Origin of the sequence: Bifidobacterium italicum, from assembly GCF_002286915.1 — a bacterium.
Classification (GTDB): Bacteria; Actinomycetota; Actinomycetes; order Actinomycetales; family Bifidobacteriaceae; genus Bifidobacterium; species Bifidobacterium italicum.
Window position 1 is genome coordinate 110316 of record NZ_MVOG01000011.1, and the last position, 25806, is coordinate 136121.

The 25806-nt window shown below is 67.2% G+C and carries 20 protein-coding genes and 1 tRNA gene; 18 read left to right on the forward strand and 3 right to left on the reverse strand.

Annotated features, from left to right (window positions below; all coding sequences use genetic code 11):
- The first annotated feature begins 147 nt into the window (after positions 1–147).
- The 7 genes from B1400_RS04355 (at position 148) to B1400_RS04385 (ending at position 10077) form a co-directional block, all read left to right on the forward strand.
- Positions 148–1386: an argininosuccinate synthase gene (locus B1400_RS04355; protein ID WP_026644372.1), complete on the forward strand. Its 1239-nt coding sequence runs from the start codon at positions 148–150 to the stop codon at positions 1384–1386.
- A 911-nt stretch (positions 1387–2297) separates the two neighbouring features.
- Positions 2298–3839 (forward strand): argininosuccinate lyase, encoded by a 1542-nt coding sequence (gene argH / locus B1400_RS04360; protein WP_095613223.1) that lies wholly within the window; start codon positions 2298–2300, stop codon positions 3837–3839.
- Between the two features lie 538 nt (positions 3840–4377).
- Positions 4378–4911 (forward strand): HD domain-containing protein, encoded by a 534-nt coding sequence (locus B1400_RS04365; RefSeq protein ID WP_095613224.1) that lies wholly within the window; start codon positions 4378–4380, stop codon positions 4909–4911.
- A gap of 217 nt (positions 4912–5128) precedes the next feature.
- Positions 5129–6451 carry a tyrosine--tRNA ligase gene (gene tyrS, locus B1400_RS04370; protein WP_095613225.1) on the forward strand — a complete coding sequence of 441 codons (1323 nt, stop codon included), beginning with the start codon at positions 5129–5131 and terminating at the stop codon, positions 6449–6451.
- A gap of 117 nt (positions 6452–6568) precedes the next feature.
- The gene (locus B1400_RS04375) at positions 6569–8248 is read left to right on the forward strand and encodes a tetratricopeptide repeat protein (protein ID WP_095613255.1); all 1680 of its coding nucleotides are present in this window, start codon (positions 6569–6571) and stop codon (positions 8246–8248) included.
- 7 nt (positions 8249–8255) lie between these two features.
- The gene (locus tag B1400_RS04380) at positions 8256–9329 is read left to right on the forward strand and encodes an HAD-IIA family hydrolase (protein WP_095613226.1); all 1074 of its coding nucleotides are present in this window, start codon (positions 8256–8258) and stop codon (positions 9327–9329) included.
- Between the two features lies 1 nt (position 9330).
- On the forward strand, positions 9331–10077 hold the full coding sequence (locus B1400_RS04385) for a TlyA family RNA methyltransferase (protein WP_268802260.1): 747 nt from the start codon (positions 9331–9333) through the stop codon (positions 10075–10077).
- Between the two features lie 609 nt (positions 10078–10686).
- Here the strand turns inward: B1400_RS04385 and B1400_RS04390 are convergent.
- Positions 10687–11337, reverse strand: a complete 651-nt coding sequence (locus B1400_RS04390; RefSeq protein WP_095613227.1) for a potassium channel family protein — start codon at positions 11335–11337, stop codon at positions 10687–10689.
- Positions 11338–11536: 199 nt separating this feature from the next.
- Positions 11537–13000: a TrkH family potassium uptake protein gene (locus B1400_RS04395; RefSeq protein ID WP_095613228.1), complete on the reverse strand. Its 1464-nt coding sequence runs from the start codon at positions 12998–13000 to the stop codon at positions 11537–11539.
- A gap of 851 nt (positions 13001–13851) precedes the next feature.
- Between B1400_RS04395 and B1400_RS04400 the strand changes: the two genes are divergently transcribed.
- From B1400_RS04400 to B1400_RS04410, 3 genes are all read left to right on the forward strand, one after another.
- Positions 13852–14850, forward strand: a complete 999-nt coding sequence (locus B1400_RS04400) for an NAD kinase (protein ID WP_095613229.1) — start codon at positions 13852–13854, stop codon at positions 14848–14850.
- A gap of 3 nt (positions 14851–14853) precedes the next feature.
- Positions 14854–16584 (forward strand): DNA repair protein RecN, encoded by a 1731-nt coding sequence (recN, locus tag B1400_RS04405; RefSeq protein ID WP_095613230.1) that lies wholly within the window; start codon positions 14854–14856, stop codon positions 16582–16584.
- 115 nt (positions 16585–16699) lie between these two features.
- A complete protein-coding gene (locus tag B1400_RS04410) occupies positions 16700–17449 on the forward strand; it encodes an HAD family hydrolase (RefSeq protein ID WP_095613231.1) in 750 nt (249 codons plus the stop codon).
- A gap of 172 nt (positions 17450–17621) precedes the next feature.
- Here the strand turns inward: B1400_RS04410 and thrC are convergent, their stop codons facing one another.
- Complete coding sequence (gene thrC / locus B1400_RS04415) at positions 17622–19109, reverse strand: threonine synthase (protein WP_095613232.1); 1488 nt, start codon at positions 19107–19109, stop codon at positions 17622–17624.
- A gap of 154 nt (positions 19110–19263) precedes the next feature.
- Here thrC and B1400_RS04420 point away from each other — a divergent pair, with 154 nt between their 5' ends.
- From B1400_RS04420 to B1400_RS04455, 8 genes are all read left to right on the forward strand, one after another.
- Positions 19264–20577 (forward strand): glutamate-5-semialdehyde dehydrogenase, encoded by a 1314-nt coding sequence (locus B1400_RS04420; protein WP_095613233.1) that lies wholly within the window; start codon positions 19264–19266, stop codon positions 20575–20577.
- A complete protein-coding gene (locus B1400_RS04425) occupies positions 20574–21227 on the forward strand; it encodes a phosphoribosylglycinamide synthetase (RefSeq protein ID WP_235607322.1) in 654 nt (217 codons plus the stop codon). Before B1400_RS04420 ends, B1400_RS04425 begins: the two co-directional genes overlap by 4 nt.
- Before the next feature lies 1 nt (position 21228).
- On the forward strand, positions 21229–21954 hold the full coding sequence (nadD, locus tag B1400_RS04430) for a nicotinate-nucleotide adenylyltransferase (protein WP_095613234.1): 726 nt from the start codon (positions 21229–21231) through the stop codon (positions 21952–21954).
- 79 nt (positions 21955–22033) lie between these two features.
- Positions 22034–23053 carry a ribose-phosphate diphosphokinase gene (locus B1400_RS04435; RefSeq protein ID WP_162288174.1) on the forward strand — a complete coding sequence of 340 codons (1020 nt, stop codon included), beginning with the start codon at positions 22034–22036 and terminating at the stop codon, positions 23051–23053.
- A gap of 68 nt (positions 23054–23121) precedes the next feature.
- A tRNA-Gln gene (locus B1400_RS04440) sits at positions 23122–23195 on the forward strand.
- A 95-nt stretch (positions 23196–23290) separates the two neighbouring features.
- On the forward strand, positions 23291–24673 hold the full coding sequence (gene glmU, locus B1400_RS04445; protein WP_095613236.1) for a bifunctional UDP-N-acetylglucosamine diphosphorylase/glucosamine-1-phosphate N-acetyltransferase GlmU: 1383 nt from the start codon (positions 23291–23293) through the stop codon (positions 24671–24673).
- Between the two features lies 1 nt (position 24674).
- Entirely contained in the window at positions 24675–25070 is a 396-nt protein-coding gene (gene rsfS, locus B1400_RS04450; protein ID WP_095613237.1) for a ribosome silencing factor, read from the forward strand.
- Between the two features lie 11 nt (positions 25071–25081).
- Complete coding sequence (locus B1400_RS04455) at positions 25082–25798, forward strand: histidine phosphatase family protein (RefSeq protein ID WP_095613238.1); 717 nt, start codon at positions 25082–25084, stop codon at positions 25796–25798.
- Positions 25799–25806 lie beyond the last annotated feature (8 nt).

A 25806-nucleotide genomic window follows, 5' to 3' on the forward strand; every position in this document is an offset into this window, starting at 1 on the left:
GGCCTTCCGTTTTTTCGTGTGTTCGTGCGGCCGTGCGCCGCCGTCGATGCCGTCGGCGGCGGTCGCGACGCCGCTCGTGGACACGGAATGAATATTTATACAGAGGACTGTATATACTTATGAATATCTGAACAGAAAGGTCAACTCATGAGCGAACAGAATCGCATTGTGCTGGCGTATTCCGGTGGTCTCGACACCTCGGTCGCCATCCCGTACCTCAAGGATCGCACGGGCAAGGACGTCGTCGCCGTCTCACTCGACGTCGGCCAGGGCGGCGAAAGCCTCGAGACGATCAAGGAGCGCGCGCTCGCGTGCGGCGCCGTCGAGGCCTACATCGTGGACGCGCGCGACGAATTCGCGAACGAGTACTGCATGCAGGCGCTCAAGGCGAACGCGATGTACGAAGGCGTGTACCCGCTCGTCTCCGCGATCTCGCGTCCGCTCATCACGAAGCACCTCGTGCGCGCCGCCCATCAGTTCGGCGCCGACACGATCGCGCACGGTTGCACCGGCAAAGGCAACGATCAGGTCCGCTTCGAGGTCTCGATCCAGTCGATCGATCCCGAACTCAAGGCCATCAGCCCGATCCGCGATCTTTCGCTGACGCGCGACGTCGAGATCGCCTATGCGAACGACCACAAGCTGCCGATCGTGCAGACCGAGAAGAGCCCGTTCTCGATCGACCAGAACGTGTGGGGCCGCGCCATCGAGACCGGTTTCCTCGAGGATCCGTGGAACGCGCCGACGAAGGACTGCTACTCCTACACCGACGACCCCGACTTCCCGCCGGTCGAGGACGAGGTCGTCATCGAATTCAAGCAGGGCGTGCCCGTCAAGATCGACGGCCGCGACGTCACCCCGCTGCAGGCGATCGAGGAGATGAACCGCCGCGCCGGCGCGCAGGGCATCGGCCGCGTCGACCTCATCGAGGATCGTCTCGTCGGCATCAAGTCGCGCGAACTGTACGAGGCGCCGGGCGCGATCGCTCTCATCACCGCGCATCAGGAGCTTGAGAACATGTGCCTCGAGCGCGAGCAGCATCGCATCAAGCGCGACATCGACAAGCGCTGGGCCGAGCTCGTCTACGATGCGCAGTGGTTCTCGCCGGCGGTCAAGTCGCTCAACGCGTTCATCAACGACACGCAGCAGTATGTCTCCGGCGAGATCCGCATGGTCATGCACGGCGGCCGCGCCGTCGTCGTCGGCCGTCGTTCCGCGGAATCGCTCTACGACTACAACCTCGCGACCTATGATTCCGGCGACACCTTCGACCAGAACGCGTCGAATGGCTTCATCGAGATCTACGGACTGCCGACGAAGGTCGCCGCCGCGCGCGACGTCAAGTTCGGCAACGGCATCGAGGTCCCCGACAACGACGTCGAGTGACGTTGCACGCGACGCACATGCGAACGTTCTGATCATGGGGAGGGCGGCGGCCGCGCGCTGTGCGCCCTCCCCGCTGTTTCGGCCACCCGTCCCATGGGTCTCGCAACCTTGCAGGCGCCGCGCCGTTTAATGGTGGCGCATCTTGGCGGCGGCTCGTCACGGATGGGACTTATGGGCGGTACCGCTGCGGGCCGTCACCGCGTACGGGATGTGCATCGACTATGGGCGGCACCTGCCGCGTGCTCGCCGCTCCGGTCCGCGGGCGGTCTCGCTTACCGGATGCACCGTTGGTCTACGGGATGCACCGTCGATTTCCTACGGGCGTCGACGCCCATCCGCGTGCCGTAGTGCGTTGCCCTTACGGGCTGCACGCCCATTTCCGCGTATGGCGCGTATGGGAGGCATGCGATCCGCCTGTGCATCGATGTTCCTACGGTATGCATATCGTTCATGTGCCCCGCCGTCCGCGTCGTGTCCGGCAGCCGATCCCTTGCAGGGAGGCGCTTCCCGTAAGCGCCGCGCCGTCCGATTCGCCGTCCATGGGCAGCCGCATCCCGTAAGGTTTCCGCATCCGTAATGGCCTGCATCCGTAATGATGTGATGTAATGAATCGTGCTCGTGGATGCATACGACCCGTAACGGTGCGCAAGGGCGACCAACTGACGGCACCGGCGATGTGGCCGATGGCGCCTGATGGAATCCGATGCGATGCGTAACAACGGGATGCGCAATGCGACCCGTAACGATGCCGGGGCGTTCTTCGGCAGGCGGCGGCCATGGGAAACCGGCGGCGGATTTCGATGAACACCGGTAGGATGAGCACCGGCAGGAAGGACAACCAGGCGCGCCTGACGTCGCGCGCCGCGCATATCACGCCGTCGGCATGACGGCGAAGGAGACATGGAGACATCATGAGTGACGAACGCATCGTCGAAACGACCGACACCGAGACCGCGGCGGGCGCGTCGGAGCAGCAGCCGGGCGAGCATCTCGCGCTGTGGGGAGGCCGTTTCTCCTCCGGTCCGTCGGCGGAGCTCGCGCTGCTGAGCAAGTCCACGCAGTTCGATTGGCGCCTCGCCGACGACGACATCGCCGGTTCGCGCGCCCATGCGCGCGCGCTCGGACGTGCGGGCCTGCTCACCCCCGACGAGTTGCAGCGCATGGAGGCCGCGCTCGACGAGCTGCAGCGCCGCGTGGACGACGGTGAGTTCGCGCCGATCGAGGACGACGAGGACGAGGCGACGGCGCTCGAGCGCGGACTCATCGCCATCGCGGGCGATGAACTCGGCGGCAAGCTGCGCGCCGGGCGTTCTCGCAACGACCAGATCGCGACGCTCATCCGCATGTGGCTGCGCCGCCATGCGCGCATCGTCGCCAAGCAGGTGCTCGCGCTCGCCGACGCGTTGTGCGAGCAGGCCAAGGCGGCGGGACGCACCGTCATGCCCGGCCGCACGCATATGCAGCACGCGCAGCCGGTGCTGCTCGCGCATCAGCTCATGGCGCATGTGTGGCCGCTGCTGCGCGACGTCGAACGGTTCATCGATTGGGACGGCCGCGTCGACGCGAGCCCCTACGGTTCCGGCGCGCTCGCCGGCAACACGCTCGGCTTGGAGCCGACGGCCGTCGCGCGCGAACTCGGTTTCACGAAGGTCACCGAGAATTCGATCGACGGCACGTCGAGCCGTGATCTCGTCGCCGAATACTCGTTCATCGCTGCGATGATCGGCGTCGACGTCTCCCGCCTGTCGGAGGAGATCATCATCTGGAACACGCAGGAGTTCGGCTTCGTCACGCTCGACGACGCATACTCCACCGGTTCGTCGATCATGCCGCAGAAGAAGAACCCCGACATCGCCGAACTCGCGCGCGGCAAGGCGGGGCGCCTCATCGGCGACCTCACCGGCCTGCTCGCGACGCTCAAGGGGCTGCCCACCGCGTATGCGCGCGACCTGCAGGAGGACAAGGAGGCGGTGTTCGACCAGACCGACACGCTCGAGGTGCTGCTGCCCGCGTTCACCGGCATGGTGCGCACGATGCGATTCAACGCGGAACGTCTCGAGCAGGAGGCGCCGACCGGTTTCGCGCTCGCGACCGACATCGCCGAGTGGCTCGTGAAGAACGGCGTGCCGTTCCGCCATGCGCATGAGCTTTCCGGTGCGTGCGTCAAGCTGGCCGAAGGCCGTCACGAGGAGCTGTGGGACCTGTCCGACGACGATTTCATCGAGATCTTCCGTGATTTCGTGCCGCCGGAGCAGGCGGTGAAGGTGCGCGAGGTGCTGTCGACGGAGGGCTCCGTCTCCGCGCGCGCAGGCAAGGGCGGCACGGCGCCGACGCGCGTGCGCGAGCAGATCATGTCGGCGAAGTCGCAGATCGAACGCCTGCACGGCATGTTCCAGGCCAAGAGCGACGGCATCGCCTACAAGGCGACCGGCTCCCTCGCGAAGAAGCAGTGACGGCCGCATGACGCATGGGTGCGCCGCCGAACGACGTCCGGCGGCGCACCCGGTCGTATGCCGCGCGCCGTGCCGTCTGCGCAGTCGCCGCTGTGATGGAGGCGCCGCCGCGCACGCGCATCGATCCGCCATCGCTTACTGGTGGCCGCGTCTTACGGGAAGCAACGTCTTACGGGCGGCATCGTTCAAGGCGCAGCATCGCCTATCGGCGGCAGCGTCCGTGAACGGCCTCGTCAGCGACCCCATGCGTTATCGGACGCACTATCTACGGGATGCATCGATTACGGGATGCATCATCCGCGATGATCGCTAACGGGCGGCGCGCTGCACCTCCGGGAACGCTCGGCCGTGCACGGTGCGCCTGACGGCATGCGTCCTCTCGCGGTGAGCCCGGCAGTCGGAAGACACGGCGGACATGGTCCGGGCGTCTCCATGATGCTACGGGTCGCACCCCGTATGCATGCATCCCGTAAGGAAACGCCGCCGCCGATCGGGACGATGGCGCACGATCCCGCAACGATGACCACATCATGTCCGGATGAGGGAGGGTCATATGCTGAGCCGGGAACGCATCGACGCCATCGTGCGTCACTACGGGCGCGACATTCTGGAGCACGAGCACATGGAGATCGAAAGGAGGAGCCTGCAGCACGGCGACGTCACGACGTATGAGCATTCGCTGCGGGTGGCGCGGCTGAGCGTGGCGATCGCCGACCGGCTGCATCTGTGGAGGCATGTGGACCTGCGCGCGCTCGTACGGGCGGCGCTGCTGCACGACTACTTCCTGTACGATTGGCATGATTATGACGGCGGAAGCCACCGGATGCACGGATTCCGCCATCCGTACACCGCCGAAGCCAATGCGCGCGCCGATTTCGAGCTCGACGACATCGTCTCGAACAGCATCCGCACGCATATGTTCCCACTGACGCCGATACCGCCGCGATATCTCGAGGGGGTCATCGTGAACGTCGCCGATACGGTGAGCGCCGTGCGGGAGACGCTGGCATCGCGACTGTCGCGATGGAAGCGTGCGGATGCCGCCCGTAGGGGATCGACGTTGCGCCCGTAAGGATTCGACGGTGCCGCCCGTAGGGGAGACCGCGTTGGTCGGGCGGCTGCCCGCGAGCCGGCCCGGCGCCGCTTCGGGCGCCCCGGCAACGGGTCTGATGCCCCCGCTTACGGTACCGGCGCCGTGTCGGCGAGGTGTGACACACTGACAATGTTTGCCCCGCGCCGATCGGAGGGCGGGGGCACCCGTTCGAAAACTTCACAAGGAGATGTTTGGCATGGCTCACGTCATCGATTTCAAGGAAGCCGGATTCGATTCCGTGCTCGATGAATTGCAATGGCGCGGGTTGATCTCGCAATCCACCGACAGGGATCGACTCGCCGAGACGTTGAACGGGGAGCCCATCCATTATTACTGCGGCTTCGATCCGACCGCGCCGTCGCTGCACATCGGCAACCTCGTGCAGCTCATCATCATGCGTCATCTGCAGGAGGCCGGCCATCATCCGATCGCCCTCGTCGGCGGCGCCACCGGCCTCATCGGCGACCCCCGCCAGTCCGGCGAACGCATCCTCAACCCGAAGGACGTCGTCGAGCAGTGGTGCGAGCGTCTGCGCATCCAGATCGGCGACATCCTCGTGCAGGAGGGCGACAATCCGGTGACCTTCGTGTCCAACTACGACTGGACCGCGACGATGAACGTGCTCGACTTCCTGCGCGACGTCGGCAAGAACTTCCGTGTCGGCACGATGATGTCGAAGGACATCGTCGCCCGGCGCCTCAATTCGGAGGAGGGCATCTCCTTCACCGAATTCAGCTATCAGGTGCTGCAGGGCAACGACTTCCTGCACCTGTACGACCATTTCGACTGCGTGCTCGAGCTCGGCGGCTCCGATCAGTGGGGCAACCTCACCTCCGGACTCGACCTCATCCACAAGGTGCGCGGCGTCAACGTCAACGTCATGGCCAGCCCGATCATCACCGACGCCACCGGCAAGAAGTTCGGCAAATCCGAAGGCAACGCCGTGTGGCTCGACGGTTCGATGCTCAGCCCTTACAAGTTCTACCAGTTCTGGGTCAACCGTCCCGACGCCGAGATGGAGCGTCTGCTCAAGGCCTTCACGTTCCTGCCGAAGGCGCGCATCGAGGAGCTGATCGATGCCACCGAGACGAATCCGGGCGCGCGCGAGGCGCAGCGCGCGCTCGCCTGGGAGGTCACGAGCCTCGTGCACGGCGAGGATGCGACACGTCAGGCCATCGAGGCATCCACCGCGCTGTTCGGCCGCGGCGGCGACGTGGCCGAGATCGGCGAGGACATCCTCGAGGCCGCGCTCGAAGGCCTCAAGGTCGAGGACGAGGACGGCGCCAAGGCCTTCGCGAAGGCCGGCGCCGGCGACCGCGTCAGCGAGGCCGGCGTCAGGGCCGGCCTGTTCAAGTCGATCTCCGAGGCGCGCAAGACGATCAAGTCCGGCGGCGTGTACCTCAACAACGCGCGCGTCGAGGACGAGGAGCAGCTGCTCGGCGGCGACGATTTCCTGCAGGGGCGCTTCGCGATCCTGCGCCGCGGCAAGAAGGCGCTCGGCGTCGTCGAGCTTGGCTGATTTCTTGCACACCGACAGCCGAAACGGCGGATCCGGAACGCTGATTGGCTACACTGGAAGACAATGACGGACGAGGCGGGCGCGCATGCCCGCCTCTCGAATGAAAAAGGTACGAACATGGCAGACGAACGCGGATCACAGCATCATTCCCAGGGCGGCAACCGCCGCTACGGGTCGGGCAACGGCGGCCATCGTCACGGCTCCGGCGGCGGATTCCGCTCGCGGGGAGGATCGGACTTCCGCCGTGGCAACCGCAACGGCGGCGGACGCAACTTCCATCGCAACGACAACGGCGGCAGGAACAACGAGTTCCGCCGCGACGGCGAAGGAGGCGGCGAGTTCCGTCGCGACGGCGAAGGTCAGCGTCGTTTCCATCGCAACGGCAACGGCAACGGCGGCTACCGTTCCGGCAACCGTTTCCGCGGACGCGACGACGAACGCGGCGGTCAGCGCCGTGGATTCCGTCGTGACGGCGAAGGTCAGCGTCGCGATTTCCGTCATGGCGACGACGACCGCCGCGAGTTCCGCAACGGCGGCAACGGCGGTCAGCGCCGCGACTTCCACCGTCGCGATGACGACCGCCGCGACTTCCACCGCGACAACCGCAACGGTGGCAACGGCGGTCAGCGCCGCGATTTTCACCGTCGTGACGACGACCGCCGCGACTTCCGCCGTGACGACCGCCGCGGCCCTCGCCGCGACGGAGCCGATCGACAGGCGCACCACGACCGCAAGCGCGCCGAGTACATGGCGCATTCGCGCAAGAACTCGGACGGCACCGTCAGCTTCCCGTCGCAGAACCCGTACACGGACCGCCGCCCGGGCGAGCCGGTCATGCCGAAGGGCCTCGAATGGAGCATGCTGAGCAAGGACGAACGCGAACGTCTGCGCGGACTTTCGAAGGAGCACGCCGAGAACATCGGCCTGCACATCCTCGCCGCGTACACGCTCGAGGCCGACGATCCGCAGGCGGCGCTCGCGCACGCCAAGTGGGCCGCCAAGCAGGCGTCGCGCGTGGACATCGCCCGTGAGACGCTCGCGATGGTCGCCTACCGTCAGGGCGACTACAAGCTCGCGCTGCGCGAGTTCCAGACGGCGTTCCGCATGAACGGCTACCTCGACTACCTGCCGTTCATGGCCGACTGCGAGCGCGGTCTGGGCAAGCCGAAGAAGGCGGTCGAGATCGCGCTGTCCGACAACGCCAAGCAGCTCACCGGCGAGGCGAAGGCGGAGATGTTCCTCGTCTACGCGGGCGCGCTCAACGACATGGGCATGGTCGATCAGGCAATCGAAGTCGTCTCCAAGCTCGTACACGCCAAGGGACTGGCCGGCGAATACCGCATGCGCGCCGCGCAGGCCGAGCAGTACTTCCTGTCGGAGGCGGGACGCGACGACGAGGCCGTCGCGCTCGACGAGCTCATCGACGATTTCGAGGCGCGCTACGCCGACGTCGACGAGGACGAGACGAGCGACGACTTCGTCGTCGACTACGACGTCGAGGACCTCCCGGAGGATCTGCAGGCGAAGCTCGGCGTGACGCCCGACGACGCGCAGTACGCGCCGCTGGACGACGAGGACGGCGTCAACATGGACGACGAGACGCGCATCCCCGAGGAGGAGCAGCGCGCCGGCGCCGAAATGGACATCGAGCCCGCCGAGATGCAGGAGCGCAACTCGCGCCGCGACGAGGAGGGCGTGATGGGCGATCCCGATCTGAGCGACGCCGAGGACGACGTCGACGAGGAGGACGTCGAGGTCGGCGACTACGAAGAGCAGCTCAAGAGCGAAACGGAGTGACCGCGGCGTGCTGAAACCAACGAACACGCCGTTGTCGCGGCGCTACCGTCTCGCGTTGCTCGACCTCGACGGCGTCGTCTACTACGGCAGGAAGCCGGTCGCGCACGCCGCCGGCGCCATCCGCGACGCCGAAGGCCACGGCATGACGGTCGAATACACGACGAACAACTCGTCGCGCATGCAGGAGACGGTCGCCGAACAGCTGCGCGGCTTCGGCCTCGACGTGGATGCCCGGCAGGTGATCACGTCGTCCGTCGTGGCCGCGCGCATGGTCGCGCGCCATGCCGGCGACGGCGCGGACGTGTTCGTCGTCGGCGCCGATCATCTGCGCGACGAGGTGCGCAAGGCGGGGCTGCGCATCGTCGACGCCGGGGTTGACGACGACGGTCGCGCGCCGACCGCCGTCGTCCAGGGCTGGTACCCGCAGATGACATGGCGGCAGCTCGCCGAGGCGTCATTCGCCGTCGAACGCGGCGCACGGTACTTCGTGACGAACCGCGATCTGACGATTCCTCGCGAACACGGCGTGGCGCCCGGCTGCGGATCGATGATCCAGGCCGTCGTCAACGCGACCGGCGTGCAACCGGTCGCATCGGCGGGCAAGCCGGAACCGGCGATGTACGACGAGGCGCGCATGCTCGCGGCGCACGACGGCGAGGACATGGTCTCGGTCGGTGACAGCCTCGCGATCGGCGACCGTCTCGACACGGACATCGAGGCGGGCAACCGCGGCGGCTACGACTCGCTGCTCGTGCTCACCGGCGTCACCGATCCGGACCTGCTCATCCGCGCGCCGAAGGAGCTGCGGCCGACCTATGTGGCGCTCGACCTGCGCGGGCTCAACGAGGCGCAGCCGGCAGCGACGCGCGACCATGGCGGCGTGGACGGCGCAGGCGCGCGCGGCGACGTGTTCCGCTGCCGGAACGCGCAGGCGCGTTTCGTCGACGACGCGATCGTCGTCGACGACGTGACGAGCGTCGACGCGCTGCGCGCGGCCTGCGCGCTCGGCTGGGCCCTGCAGGACGACGGCGTCGATCTGGACGGCGTGGCATTGCCCGAGTTCTCCTTCGCCGGGGCGTGACGTGGGCGCGGACGAACGGCTCGACGTCGTGATGACGGCGCGCGCGTTGTCGCCCTCGCGCGCGAAGGCGCGCAGGCTCATCGACGACGGCCATGTGTACGTCGACGGCGTGCGGGCGCGCAAGGCGTCCGCGAAGGTGGATCCGCACGCGAGCATCGAGGTGCGCGGCGCCGACGACTACGTGTCGCGCGGCGCGTACAAGCTGCTCGGCGCCTTCGACGTCTTCGCCGCCGACGGCCTGACGGGGCCGGAGGGGCTCGACTGCCTCGACATCGGCGCGTCGACGGGCGGTTTCTGCGACGTGTTGCTGCGCGGGGGAGCGCGCCGCGTCATCGCGTTGGACGTCGGACACGGCCAGCTCGATCCGAGGATCGCCGGCGACGCGCGCGTCATCGAGATGAGCGGCGTCAACATCCGCGACGTGGACGCCGGCGATCTGCCCTACCGTCCGCAGATGGTCGTCTCCGATGTCTCCTTCATCTCTCTGACCTATGTCCTGCCGGTCGTGGCCCGGATCGCGGCGCCCGGCGCGCAGATCGTGCTGCTCGTCAAGCCGCAGTTCGAAGTGGGGCGCGAGGGACTTGGAAAGCACGGCATCGTCACCGATCCGCGCAGGCGCCGCGCCGCGCTCGAACATGTCGTCGAATGCGCCCGCGCCTGCGGGATGCACGTCGTGGCGACCGCCCCCTCGCCGATCGAAGGCACCCACGGCAACACGGAGTACCTGCTCTACGCGCATATGGGATGACCGCGGGGCGCCGGGCCGATGCCACCGCGTCCACGGCGATCCTCCATGAGACGGGAGCCTCATGTCACGGGCAGCCGATCTTACGGGCAGTCGATCTTACAGGATGCCGCTCCTATGGGTTGTTCTTATGGGCGGCCGTTCTTGTCTGTGGTCGTCCTTACGGGACAGCCGTCCTTATAAGAGACCGTGCCTACAGGCGGTATCCTACGGGCAGCTGTGCCTACGGGTGGTGGCTTCTCATGAAGGCGCCTTCTCTTCGGGCCGTTTGCGCTTACGGGCGGCTGCGCGGCGGCCGAGGGGCTTACGGGACGTATTCGCATGCGCGCATGCGCGGCGATGACGATGACGTCGTCCCCGCGAACGGCGGTCGATTCTCCTCCAGCCGGGACCGCGACGCTTCCTGTGCCGCGGACGGCGCACCTGTTACGGGCGGCGTCCGTCGCGAAACTGATCGCCCGTCGACGACGCGTGTCGTGCGCGCACGTTCGCGATACACGTCACCCGTAAGAAAAACGCGCTACCCGTAAGAACGACGGTGGACGACGCCATGCTGTTCGCGAATCGGCGTCGGCGGCTTCGTCAGCGGTCGGACGTGCCGCCCGTAACGGTTCAGCCGCGAATGAAGTGGTCGATCTGGTCCTGCTTGCCCATGATGATGAGTTCGTCGTTGCGGCGCAGCTCGAGGTTGTTGGACGCGTACTGGAACTCATGCCCCGGCGACTTGACGCCGACGATCGTGATGCCGTAGCGGTCGTGGATCTTCGCGTCGCCGATCGTGTAGCCGACGAACTGGGAAGGCGTGTGGATCTTGACGACGTTATATGCGCCTTCGAGCTCGATATAGTCGAGGTAATTACCGGAGACGAGATGCCCGACGCGCTTGCCGGCATCGGTCTCCGCGTTGATGATGTGGCGTGCGCCGATGCGCTGCAGGATGCGTGCGTGCTCCTTGGACACCGATTTCGCCCAGATGTCGGAGATGCCTGCGTCAAGCAGGTTGCCGGCGGTGATGACGGAGGCCTCGACGCTGTCGCCGATCGCGACGACGGCGATGTCGAAGTCCGCGGCGTTGAGCTGCTCGAGCGCGAGGACGTCGGTCATGTCCGCCTGGACCGTGGGAATCTGCGCGGACCAGCGGTTGACGAGCTCGGCGTCCTTGTCGACGGCGAGCACATCCTGACCCATCTCGTCGAGCGTCGTGGCGACCGCGCTGCCGAAACGGCCGAGTCCCACGACGAGCACGCTGCGATTATCTGCCATCCTGACCTCCTAAGGACTGCTGCAGCCCGCTTACCGGTAGTCGATGCGTCGACGGCGGCGAGCTGCCCGTGCACCTGTTTGGTGTTCCGCTACAGCATGCTACCCGTAACGATGTGCATCCCGTAGCAGCGTGCATCCCGTAAGCGATGCGCCGCACGAAGGATGTGCCACCCGCAAGCGACGACGAGGGGATCTGCGGTCAGCCGACGACGATCTGGTCGGTGGGGTAGCGGACGAGCTCGGTCTGGCGGGGACGGCTCACGGCGTACGCGAGCGTCATCGGCCCCATGCGGCCCACCAGCATCGTCGCGGCGAGGATATACAGGGACGGCGCGTTGTCCACGTTCGCGACGCCCACCGAGTAGCCGCCCAGGCCGAAGGCGGAGCAGGCGTCGAAGACGGCGTGGCTGAACGACGCGTCCGTGATGAGCATGAGCGCCACCGACGCGACGAGCACGAGCGCGAAGCAGGCGGTCGTGATGCTCACCGCCGTCATGACGACGTGCGTGTGGATGCGCCGCTTGAACGCGGTGACGTCGCTGTGTCCGGTGAACGCGGCCCTGCACACGAGCAGGATGACCGCGAAGGTCGTCACGCGGATGCCGCCGGCCGTCGACGTGCTGCCGCCGCCGATGAACATGACGGCGCTCATGAACACCTTCGTCGCCTCGCTCACCTGCGGCACCCAGGACAGGTCGAAGCCGCTCGAACGCGGCATCACGGCGGCGACCATCGCGCGGCGCATGCGCGTTTCGACGTCGGCGTATTTGAACAGCGCCGGGTTGTCCCACTCGACGGTGAGGAACCAGACGAGGGAGGCGAGCACGATCGCGAAGGTCGTCACCAGCGTGACCTTCGTGTGCAGGCTCCATCGCTTCGGACTGTGGTGGCGCCGCGCCGTGCGGTAGATGTTGAGGATGACCGGGAAGCCGAGCGTGCCGCAGAACGCGGAGAGCATGATCGGCATGCCGACCGCCCAGTTGTCGACGTACAGCCCGGCGCCGTCGGGCGTGAAGCCGGCGTTGTTGTAAGCCATCACGGCGAAGAACAGCGACTCCCACAACGTGCTGCCGACGTTGCCTTTGTTGACGTGGAACAAGCCGGGGAACAGGGCGATGAACGTGATGAGCTCGATGACGAAGGTCGTCGTGAGGACGACGGTGAGGACGCCGCGGATCTCGCTGAGCTTGTTCGTGCCGAGTTCGTTCGCCGTGAGCAGACGCTGCACCGCCTTGAGGTGATGGTTGACCGCGAGCGCGATGAGCGACGCGAAGGTCATCACGCCGAGGCCGCCGAGCTGGACGGAGAAGATGAGCACGGCCTGACCGAAGTACGTCCAGTGCGTCGTGGTGTTCACGATCGAGATGCCGCATGTGGACAGCGCGGACACGGCGGTGAAGAACGCGGTGGAGAATTCGGTCCTCTCACCGGGCTGTGTGGATATCGGCAGCAGCAGCAGTCCCGTCGACATGCTGATGAGCAGCAGGAAATAAAGGATCGTCAGTCGTCCCGGATGCGAGTTGAGCCGGTAGGAGAGCGAGCGTTTGAGCGGACGGCGTTCAGCGGCGGCTGCTTGTTCGAAGGTGTCGCCGGAGAACCACCAGGCGTATCCCTTCGACGCGTCGCTGTTCGACGCCGATTCGTCGAACAGGAGATTGGCCATGCTGCCTCCGATTGGTTGCCATCCTTGTTTCCAGTACGCTGCCATTGTAGATGGGTCGGTGACGTTTCGTCGACCTGCGCATCCAACGAAGGCTTACGGGATGCATATGGATGATCGCCGCAGGATACGCGTATGGATGCTTACCGGATGCACATGGGGCGCCCCATGGATGGCCGCCGGATGTCTCGGGGAGACCCCGGAGGAGAGCCAAGTGCTATCGATGACGGTGCTGAATCGCAATGGGATGCATGCCGGCTGTCCGAGGTCGTCGGCGGGACGCTTACGGGATGCGTGCCGTCGGAATGCTTACGGGAGGCACGGGATTTGTCGGCGATCGATGGGGTCGCGGAGGGCAGCGTATGCGATGGGGCGCAGTCTGCGGGAATGTGACCTGTAGGAGCAGGGAGTGCAGTGCGATTCCTGGTTGGCGGCGCGTCGTTCAAGGCGCATGCGCCGGCTACGAGGGGGCGCCCTCCCGTAGAGGATGCCTCCCGTAACGAGCAGCTTCCACAAGGAGACGCGATCCGCGAGGAATGTGATTTGATGTGAGCGTCGGATGTGGGATATGTGGCATGTGCCGCCCGTAAGCAATATGCCGCCCGTAAGCAAGTGGAACCCCGCCAGTGGCGCCACCCAGCGTGAGCATCGCGGTATGCCGCCCGTAAGCAGGTGGGACCCCCGTAAGAGCGACCGCCCGTAAGATATGCCGCGCCCGTAGACGGCCGTCGTCCGCGGACGGCGCGCGGCGGCGCGGACGGCCGTGTCCGACGAGGTCGTCGCAGGGCGTGCGTTTGCGCATTCGCCGGTTCCATTACACTGTGAGTGGAAACATCGTGCGTAAAGGGGTGTGCATGCAGGCAGCGCAAACGAAAGGGCCGCGTCACGTCGTCGTCGTGACCCATGAAAGGCTCCGACGCAGCGCGGTCGTCGAGAACGCGATCGCGCAGCTGCGCGACGAGGGCTTCGACGTCGCCGTCATCGACAACACGGCGGCGCCCGACTTCGGCTCGCCGTCGCCGAAGGTCGACCCGGACACCGAGATCGTGCTCGTGCTCGGCGGCGACGGCACGATCCTGCGCGCCGCCGAACTCGTCACCTGCACCGACGTGCCCATCCTCGGCATCAACATGGGCCATGTCGGCTTCCTCGCCGAATTCGAAAGCTTCCAGATCCATGAGGCGATCCACCGCATCGCCATGCACGACTACAGCATCGACGAACGCATGATCGCGCATGTGGACGTGTGGCTGCCCGGCTCGCAGGCGCCGCTCGGCGACTGGGCGCTCAACGACATCACGATCGAGCGCGCCGACCGCGGCAAGATGGTCGAGCTGTCGATCGCCGTCGACGGCGTGGCGATGAGCTCCTTCGGCTGCGACGGCATCATCGTCTCCACGCCGACCGGTTCGACCGCATACGCGTTCTCGGCGGGCGGACCGATCATCTGGCCGACGGTGGAGGCGCTGCTGCTCGTGCCGCTCGCGGCCCATGCGCTGTTCTCCCGTCCGATCGTCATTGGCTCGGATTCGACGTTCTCGATCCGCATCGACGACGATTCAACGTCCGACGGCTGGATCTGCTGCGACGGACGGCGTCAGCGCCCGCTGCCGCGCGGCGCGCGCGTCGACATCCGCCAGTCCTCCGGGCGCCTTCGCCTCGCCCGCCTCTCCGACGCGCCGTTCACGAGCCGGCTCGTCACGAAGTTCAACCTTCCGGTCGTCGGATGGCGCGACCTGCATCCGGGTGACAGCGCGCGCGTCGACACGTCGTTGCGCGGGCAGGGCGACTTCGACGACCCCGAACGCGGCAACGGGGTGACGGCGGACATGACGACGGAACAGGAACGGTGACAGGTGCTGGAGGAACTCGAACTGCGTGATCTGGGACCGATCCGGGAGGCGAAGCTCGTCCCCGCGCGCGGCATGACGTCGATCACCGGCGAGACCGGCGCCGGCAAATCGATGCTGCTCAGCGCGATCAGGCTCATCTCCGGAGGCGCCGCCGATTCGGGCCGCGTCTCGGCGGGCGCCAAGCAGGCGTGGGCGCAGGGCATCTTCCAGGCCGACGACGGCGACGCGGCGCTTGCGGTCGCGGAGCAGGCGGGGGCGAACGTCGACGACGGGGAGATCTTCGTATCGCGCATCGTGCCCGCGTCCGGACGCTCGCGCGCCATCCTGTGCGGCAGGACGGTGCCGAAATCGGTGCTCGCTGCGCTCGCGCAGGAGCTCATCACGATCCACGGGCAGAGCGACCAGCTGCGCATCGCGTCGCCGGCGCGCCAACGCGAGTTTCTCGACCGCTGCGCGAACAACGAGAAGGAACGGCGCGCCTACGCGAAGGCGTGGGACATGTACCGCGAGATCGACGACCGCCTGCGCAGGCTCGGCTCGCAGGAATCGTCGATGCGACAGCAGGCGGACTATCTGCGGGAGTCGATCGCCCGCATCGACCGCGTCGACCCGCAACCGGGTGAGCTCGAGGAACTCAAAAGCCAGCGCGAGCGCATCGAGCACGCCGCGCAGATCAACGCAGGGGTCGCCGGCGCGCTCGCGGCGCTCGACTCCTCGCAGGGAGACGGCGGCGACGACTACCGGGGCGCCGACGAGCTCGTCCGCTATGCCGCGCAGGCGCTGCGCGGCATCCGTCTGGGCGGCGTGTTCGAACAATGCGCGGACCGTCTCGATTCGCTGCAGGCGGAGCTCGAGGACATCTCGTTCACGCTGTCGCAGCAGCTCGACCTCGACGACTCGGGGGAGGATCTCGATACGATCAACGGCCGTATCCACGAACTCGATGAGCTCGCGCGCCGTTGGGGGCCGACGCTCGACGACGTCATCGCATGGCGTGACAAGGCGCGCTTCGACGTCGAGGATCTGGACGCATCCCCTGAAAAGCTCGAGGAACTCTCGGCGGAGCGCGACCGCCGGCTGCTCGCCGCGCGCAAGGCGGCCGCGGCGCTGACGAAGACGCGCGAACGTGCGGCGAAGCGGCTGTCGAAGGACGTTGACGACGAGCTCGCGCAGCTGGCGATGGCCGACGCATCGCTGACGATCGCCGTGCACGCGCGGGACGGCGACGCCGCGCTCGACATGAACGGCGGCGACGACGTCGAATTCCTGTTCACGCCGTTCAAGGGGTCGCCGGCACTCGCGATGGGCAAAAGCGCGTCCGGCGGCGAGCTCAGCCGTCTCATGCTCGCGTTGGAGCTGTCGTGCGCCGGCGAACGCGCGGGCGGCGAATCGGATATGGACGGCGGGACGATGCCGGCGATGACGTTCATCTTCGACGAGATCGACGCAGGTGTGGGCGGCAAGGCCGCAGTGGAGCTCGGCAGAAGGCTCGCCAGGCTTGCCCGGCGCGCGCAGGTGATCGTCGTGACGCATCTGCCGCAGGTCGCGTCATGGGCCGACAGCCAGTTCGTCGTCGGCAAAAGCGAGGACGGCAACGGCGTCGTGAGCACGCATGTGCGCGAGGTCATCGGCGATGCGCGCATCGAGGAGATCGCGCGCATGCTCGACGGCAGCACGACGCCCACGTCGCTCGAGCATGCGCGCGAACTGCTCGCGTCCTCGAAGCTCGCATGACGCGCCGGCGCGGACGCCATCACGCCTGCAGGCGGTGTCCGAAGCCACTTCATGCTTACGGGAAGCGGCGTGCTTGACGATGGTTGAACGATTCGACCCGACAGGAGGCAATGCGATGAACGATGCGCTTACGGGCGGCACATCGACGAACGATGCGGCAACGGGCGGCTTCGTGCGCTCCACCGATGCCGTTACGGGAGGCGCCGCCGATAACACGGGGCGTGCCGCGATCTTCGATCTGGACGGCACGCTGCTCGATTCGATGGGCGTGTGGGACCGGATCGACGAGGAGTTCCTCGCAAAACGCGGCATCGCCGTGCCGGACGACTACATGGCGAAGGTGAGCGCGATGCAGTTCATGGAGATCGCCGAATACACGATCGAACGGTTCGGCCTGCGCGACACGCCGGAGGAGCTCGTTGCCGAATGGAACGGCATGGCGAAGCGGATGTACGCCCAGGTCGTGGAGCCCAAGCCCCACGCCGTCGGGTATCTGCGCGCGCTCAAGGCGAGCGGCGCACGACTCGCCGTCGCCACGACGATGCTGCCCGATCTGCGCATGCCGGCGCTGGCCCATGCGGGGATGGCGGACCTGTTCGATGCGGTCGTCGGCGTGGACGATGCCGGCGACCGGGGCAAGGAGCATCCGGACGTGTATCTGCTGGCCGCGCGACGGCTGGGCGTCGATCCGGCCCGTTGCACCGTGTTCGAGGATCTGTTGGCGGGCATGCGGTCGGCGAAGTCCGTCGGGATGCAGGTGTGGGCCGTGCACGACGACTCCTCCGACCATGACTGGGAGCGCATCTGCGCGCTCGCGGACGGCGTGCTCTTCGACTTCGCCGATGCGCCGCGCCTGCTGCGGTAAGTCGCACTACCGGTGGCATCACGTGTGATCATCGTCGCCGCTACCGGTAGCGATTGCGAACGCGACCCGTAACGACGCACGACCCCGCCCGCGCTCCATAAGGAGCGCGGGCGGGGTCGTGCGTCGTTACGGTGTCATCAGGTATCGCGCGTCCGATGACACGGCGCCCATGTCACAGGCGGTCGGCGCATTGTTCGACGTAGTGGCCCATGTCGGAGATCTCGACGCAGTCGCGGAAGCGCACGTCGGCGGTCTCGAGGTCGCGCAGCATCGGCGGGATCTCGGTGTCCGTCTTCGCGCTCAGCTCGTCCATGCATTCGAAGTCGGTGCCGTCGTGCTTGAGCCCGAGCGCCTCGTTGACGACGCGCGGGAACTTGTACGGGCTGGCGGTGCTCAGCAGCACGCGCGGCACGCCGGGTTCGGCGGGCATCTGCTGCATGACGAAATAGCCGCATGCGGTGTGCGGGTCGAGCACGTAGCCGTGTTCGCTGAAGCATTCGGCGATCATCTGGCGCACCTGGTCCTCGTCGGCCCAGCCGGTGGCGAACAGGCGGCGGATCTGCGCGAGCAGCTCCGCCGGCACCTCGAACGCGCCCCATTCGGCGAGGTCGTTCATCAGGTAGGTGATCAGGCGCGGGTCCTTCTCGCTCATGTAGTAGAGCATGCGTTCGAGGTTCGAGGAGATGAGGATGTCCATCGACGGCGAGATCGTCTCGTAGAACGGGCGCTTGCGGTTGTAGGTGCCGGTCGTCAGGAAGTCGAAGAGCACGTTGTTCCTGTCGGAGGCGACGACGAGCTGGCGCACCGGCAGGCCGAGCATCTTCGCGTAGTAGCCGGCGAGCACGTCGCCGAAGTTGCCGGTCGGCACGACGAAGTCGACCGGGTCGCCGACGTTGACGACCTGCTTCTCGAGCAGCTGCGCGTACGCGGAGAAATAGTAGACGACCTGCGGCACGAGGCGGCCGACGTTGATCGAGTTGGCCGACGAAAGCACGACGTGCGCGTCGCTTTCGAGACGCGCGGCGAGGTCCTTGTCGCCGAAGATCTTCTTGACGGTGGACTGCGCGTCGTCGAAGTTGCCCTCGACCGCGCACACGTTGACGTTGCCGCCGGTCTGCGTCGTCATCTGCAGCTCCTGCACGCGGCTGACGCGGCCCTGCGGGTAGAAGACGGTGATGCCGGTGCCCTCGGCGTCGGCGAAGCCGGCGAGCGCGGCCTTGCCGGTGTCGCCGGAGGTGGCCGTGACGATCATGATCCTCTCGTCCGGGTCGCCGTCGGCCGGCGTCGTGCGCGCCATGAAGCGCGGCAGGATCTGCAGCGCGACGTCCTTGAACGCGCATGTGGGTCCGTGGAACAGTTCCATGACCCAGTCCTCGCCGAGCGGCCTGACCGGGGTGATGCGCTCGTCCGACCACTGCGGCCCGTAGGCCTTTGCGATGCACTCCTTGAGCTCGTCGGCGTCGAAGTCGTCGAGGAGCACGGAAAGCACGTCGTAGGCGATTCTCTGGTAGCTCTTGCCGGCCAGGCCGTCGATCGGGACGAGGCGTTCGCCGAGTTCGTCGGTGACGAAGAGGCCGCCGTCGTCCGCGATGCCCTTGCGGATGGCCTGCTTCGAGGTCAGTGAGTCGGTGGTGCTGCGTGTGCTGTGGAACTTGTTCACTCGTCCGTCCTTGCGATGTAGAGAGATGACAGTGTGCGGATGATTTCAGTATAGGGTTCACGGACGAAAGCCACGGGGCCGCTGTCCGGGTTGCGGAACGCGCGGCCGTGGACGGCGCCCGCCATGAGGGCAGGGCGTCCACTAATGTGCAAGTATGACGAACACACAGAGCGAACACAACAAGGTCAGCGACGACGTCTTCGACGCGGTGTGCGCGATGGCCGACCGTGCGGCGGCCGCGCAGGCGAAGCTCGCGAAGGCCACGACCGACGTGAAGAACGGCCTGCTCAATGCGATCGCCGACGCGCTCGACGCGCGCGCCGACGAGATCGCCGGCGCGAACGCCCTGGACATGAGCCAGGCCTTCGACGACGGCATGGACGCCGGCAAGCTGGACCGTCTCAAGTTCGACGTGACGCGCATCGCCGCGTCGGCGAACGACATGCGCCACGTCGCGACGCTGCCCGACCCGGTCGGTCAGGTCGTGCGCGGTTTCGAGGCGCCCAACGGCCTGCGTCTGCAGCAGGTGCGCGTGCCGATGGGCGTCATCGGCATGATCTACGAGGCGCGCCCGAACGTGACCGTCGACGTCATCGCGCTGTGCATCAAGTCGGGCAACGCGGCGATCCTGCGCGGCGGCCACGCGGCGGAGCGCACGAACGCGGCGACGCTCGCGATCGTCGGCGACACGCTGCGCGAACTCGGCTTCGACGACGCGCTCGTCGCCTCCGTCGACGCGTACGGCCGCGAGGGCGCGACCGCGATGATGGAGGCGCGCGGCCACGTCGACCTGCTCGTGCCGCGCGGCAGCGCCAGACTCATCCAGGCCGTCGTCGAGAACTCGAAGGTCCCCGTCATCGAGACCGGCGCCGGCAACGTCCACATCTACGTCGACCGTTCCGCCGACCTCGCCAAGGCCATCCCCGTCATCCTCAACGCGAAGACGCAGCGCGTCGGCGTGTGCAACGCCGCCGAGAAGCTCATCGTCCACCGCGACGTCGCCGGGGAGTTCCTGCCGGCCGTCGCCCGGGCGCTCGCCGACGAGGACGTCGTCATGCACGCCGACGAGGTCTCCTACAGGATCATCGGCGACGCGAACATCCGCGACATCAAGCTGTTCGAGGCCGACGAGGCCGACTGGGGCACCGAATACCTCGCCCTCGAGATCGGCGTGCGCGTCGTCGATTCGATGGACGAGGCGATCGCGCACATCAACCGCTATTCGACGCATCACACCGAGGCGATCCTCGCCGAGGACTACGGCGCGATCGAACGCTTCACGAAGGACGTCGACTCGGCGGTCGTCATGGTCAACGCCTCCACCCGCTTCACCGACGGCGGCGTGTTCGGCTTCGGCGCCGAGCTGGGCATCTCCACGCAGAAGATGCACGCACGCGGCCCGATGGGCCTGCAGGAGATGACGACGACGAAGTGGATCGGCTACGGCACGGGCCAGGTGAGGGCATGAGCGGGCGCGATCTGCTGAACGAGGCCGCGAACGGGGCCGAGGAAGCCGCCGGGACTCGCGACGATGTGGCGACCGTCACCTTCGACGACGCCCATGTGCTCGCGAACCCGTGGGGCGTCGACCTCTCCGACAGGCGCAACATGCTCAAGGTCGCATCCGAGCGGCTCAGCCTCGTACGCTACGTGTTCCTCGTGCAGATCGAGGACGGCATCGCCTCGGCGGCGCAGCGCGCGTCGCTCGAATACGCCGACGCCGTGCTCATCGGATGGCCGGAGACGGACGCCGACGACGTCGTGGCCGTCGACGACGAACGCTACCGCGACGTCGTCGAGCAGACCATGCTGATGGAGGACTACATCGACCGTTTCCGCGCGATGGAACGCGACGGCGACATCGACGGCATGACCGACACGCTCATCCGCATCACCGAACGCGTCGCCCATGTGCGTCGCGCGTTTCAGCCGACCTTCCTGCTGCCGACCTTCGCCGAGATCCGGCGCGTCGTGCAGGACGAGTGGAACGAGGACATGGGCAAGATCGACCCCGACGGCGAGTCGTCCGACGACCGCGCGCAGGAGCTCACGCTGCAGCAGGAGATCGACCGCGGCGCCGCGGACAGCGCCGCGGTGGACGTTCAGGAGAGGCGCTGACATGGCGCGCAGCGACGCCGACGACGCCGCGAACTCCGGCGGTGAGCCCCGGCGCATGGCCGAACTGTCCGTGACCGACGCCGCCACGGCGCATCTCGTCTCGCCGCCGGGGCGCCGTTCGCCCCGCGGCAACTGGCATGCGCGGCCGCGCATCGGCATCATGGGCGGCACCTTCGATCCGATCCACAACGGCCATCTCGTCGCCGCGTCCGAGGTCTCGTGGGTGTACGACCTCGACGAGGTCGTCTTCGTGCCGACCGGACGCCCGGTGTTCAAGCTCGACAAGCATGTGACGAACGCCGAGGACCGCTATCTGATGACCGTCATCGCGACCGCGTCGAACCCGAAGTTCACCGTCTCGCGCGTCGACATCGACCGTCCCGGCGTCACCTACACGATCGACACGCTGCGCGACCTGCGCGCGCTGTATCCGGACGCCGAGCTGTTCTTCATCACCGGCGCGGACGCCGTCGCCGAGATCATGCGGTGGAAGGACGTCGAGCAGATGTTCCGCATCGCGCACTTCGTCGCCGTCACGCGCCCCGGCTATTCGTCGGCGGTCACGCTGCCGGCGGGACGTGTCGACATGCTCGAGATCCCGGCGCTGGCGATCTCGTCGACCGACGTGCGCGAGCGCGCGACGCACGGCGAGCCGGTGTGGTACCTCGTGCCCGACGGCGTCGTCCAGTACATCGGCAAACACGGCCTGTACCGCGGCCGGGGCTGAACGCCCCGCGCCGGCGCACGTCAGCTGCCGGCACTACACTGGGGACACGGTTACGAACCAATTGACGTTTGGAGATACGGTGAGCGCAATCCTCGAAGGCAAACCAGACAAGAACCTGATACTCGTCACCGGAAGGGCGCATCCCAAGCTCGCCCGGGACGTCGCCGACCAGCTCGGCATCGACGTGCTCGAGACGACCGCCTACGATTTCGCGAACGGCGAGATGTACGTGCGCTACACCGAATCCGTGCGCGGCGCCGACGTCTTCGTGCTGCAGAGCCATAGCAGCCCGGTCAACCAGTCGATCATGGAGCAGCTCATCATGATCGACGCCCTCAAGCGCGCGTCGGCGCGTTCGATCACCGCGGTGAGCCCGCTGCTCGGCTATTCGCGTCAGGACAAGAAGCACCGCGGACGCGAGCCGATCTCGTGCCGTCTGGTCTTCGACCTGCTCAAGACGGCCGGCGCCGACCGCATCATGAGCGTCGACCTGCACGCCGCGCAGTCGCAGGGCTTCTTCGACGGCCCGGTCGACCATCTCATCGCGATGCCGGTGCTCGTCGACTACATCCGCGACCGGTTCTCCAACCAGCTCGACAACGTGACCGTCGTCTCCCCGGACGCCGGCCGCATCCGCGTCGCCGAGCAGTGGGCGCAGCGCCTCGGCGGCGGCCCGCTCGCCTTCGTGCACAAGACGCGCGACATCACGCGGCCGAACCAGGCCGTCGCGAACCGCGTCGTCGGCGACGTCAAGGGCAAGGACTGCGTGCTCGTCGACGATCTGATCGACACGGCCGGCACGATCGCCGGCGCGTGCAAGGTGCTGCAGGAGGCCGGCGCGAAGTCGGTGACCGTTGTCGCGACGCACGGCGTGCTCTCCGGCCCGGCCGTCGAGCGGCTCAAGAGCTGCGGGGCGCGCGAGGTCGTCCTCACCGACACGGTGCCGATCCCCGAGGAGAAACGCTGGGACGGCCTGACCGTGCTGTCGATCGCGCCGCTGCTGGCGAGCGCGATCAAGGCCGTGTTCGAGGACGGATCGGTCGCCGAGCTCTTCGACACCTATCCCGAGCATCACGGCAAGGGCTTCCTCTTCGCCTGATCCGCCGCGGGGCGCCATGTGGTCCGCCCCTATGGCATAATGGACACTTGGCGGGCGTAACCCGCCGTTCCCCCATGGTGTAATGGCAGCACACGGGTCTTTGGAACCCTTTGTCTTGGTTCGAGTCCAGGTGGGGGAGCCAGCGGCGTCCGCATCCGGCCTTCGGCGTTTGGATGCGGACGCCTTTCGCATCAGGGACATCGGACCATTGGGCACACCCACGAATAAGGAGAACAGATGACGGTAATCGCCGCAATCGTGCTGGCAGCCGGCGAGGGCACGCGCATGCGCTCGTCGAAGCCGAAGGTGCTGCACACCTTCGCGGGCAAGACCTTCCTCGAGCGCGTCATGGCCTCCGTCGGGGCGCTCGGGCCGGACACGCTCGCCGTCGTCGTGCGCCATCAGGGCGAACGCGTCGCCGAGGCGGCGCGCGGCTACGACCCCGACGTGACGATCGTCGAACAGGACGACATCCCCGGCACAGGCCGCGCCGTGCAGTGCGCGATGCGCCGGCTCTCGCCGGACGGCGCCCTCGACGGCGACGTGCTCATCACGGCCTCGGATATGCCGCTGCTTGACACGGCGACGCTGCAGGCGCTGCTCGACTACCATGCGGCGAGCGGCGACGACGCGACGGTGCTCACGACGGTGCTCGACGACCCGACCGGCTACGGCCGCATCATCCGCGATTCCGACGGCGACGTCCTCAAGATCGTCGAGCAGAAGGACGCGAACAGCAGCGAGCTGGCCGTGCGCGAAGTGAACACGTCGGTGTACGTCTTCGACGCGCATGTGCTCGCCGAAGCGATCGCCGGCCTCGACGCGGACAACGCGCAAGGGGAGTTCTACCTGACCGACGCGCTCAAGGCCGCGAAGGCGAGCGGCAAGGTCGGCGCTTTCGCGGCGCCTGATCCGTTGAGCGTCGAAGGCGTCAACGACCGCGTGCAGCTCGCCGCGCTCGCCGGCGCGCACAACGCGCGCGTGTGCGAGCATTGGATGCGCGAGGGCGTGACGATCCTCGACCCGTCCACGACGTGGATCGAGGACGACGTGACGATCGGCCGCGACGCGACGATCCTGCCCGGCTGCTTCCTGCAGGGGCGCACCGTCGTCGGCGAGGAGGCCGTCGTCGGCCCGTGCACGACGCTCATCGACGCGACCGTCGACGCGGGCGCGACCGTCGAGCGTTCGCGCGTGCAGGCGTCGCACATCGGCCGCGGCGCGAACATCGGCCCGTGGACCTACCTGCGCGCCGGCAACGAGCTCGGCGTGGGCTCGAAGGCGGGCGCCTTCGTCGAGATGAAGAAGGCGCGCATCGGCGACGGCACGAAGGTGCCGCATCTGAGCTACGTGGGCGACGCCGACCTCGGCGAGCGCACGAACATCGGCGGCGGCACGATCACGGCGAACTACGACGGCGTGCACAAGAACCACACGACGATCGGCTCGGATGTGCACATCGGCGCCGGCAACCTCTTCGTCGCGCCGGTCGAGGTCGGCGACCACGTCACAAGCGGCGCCGGATCGGTGATCCGCCATGACGTCCCGGACGACGCGATGGTCTATTCAGAGAACACGCAGCACATCGTGCAGCATTGGAAACCAGCTTGGGAGCGTTGATATGACGGCACTTGAATCATCCATCGAAGCGGTGCGGACCGCGGCGGCCGCCGCCGACCGAATGAAGGCGGTCGACATCGCCGCCTACGACGTGAGCGATCTGGTCGGCATCACCGACTGCATGCTTCTGGCGTCCGCGACGAACGAGCGGCAGGTGCTCGCAGTCGCCGAGGAGATCGAGAAGGACCTGTACACGAAGGGCGGCAAACTGCAGCCGCGGGGCCGCGAGGGCATCCAGGAGGCGCAGTGGATCCTGCTCGACTACGGCGATTTCATCGTCCACGTCATGCATGAGGAGGCGCGCGACTTCTACCATCTCGAGAGGCTGTGGCGCGACTGCCCGCGCATCGACCTCGAATTGCCCGATGCGGACGCCGCCGGCGCGGACGCCGCCTGACGGGGGCGGCGATGACGGCGATCGAGACGGTACGTTCGATCACGCTCGTGCGCCATGGGCGCACCTCGTACAACCTCGCCGGCCGCGTCCAGGGCGGCATCGACATCCCGCTCGACGACGTCGGGCTGTGGCAGGCGCGCCGCACCGGCGACGCGCTGCGCGAGCTCTACGTCGAACGCGACCCCGGCGCGCGCCAGCTCGTCGTCGCCTCGGACCTGAGGCGTGCGAGCCGCACCGCGCATCTGTTCGACGACCCCTTGGGGCTCGAGGTCCACACGGATCCCCGCCTGCGCGAACGCAGCTTCGGCGATTGGGAGGGCATGTCCGGCGACGAGCTCGACGCGCAGTGGCCGGAGGACTTCGCGCTGTGGTGCCGGGGCCTCGGCGGCGAGATGCGCCATCATGCCGAATCGCACGAGCATGCCGGCGCGCGCGGCGTCGAGGCGCTGCGCGACTGGTCGCACCGGGGCGGCGCCAACACCGACCTGTTCGTGTTCTCCCACGGCGCTCTCATCGAGAACACGCTGCAGGTGCTGTTCGGCATCGGCGCGGCGCTTCCGGACTTCGTCTCCGTCACCTCGATGCGCAACGCGCACTGGGCGCGCCTGGTCAACGCGGGGCTCGACGACCCGGACCGTTGGATCCTCGTCGACTACAACCACGGGCCGGCGCTCGCCGACACTGAGCTGTGGGAGAACCCGACACGGCATGCAGCCGATGACCGGTGAACTGGTCT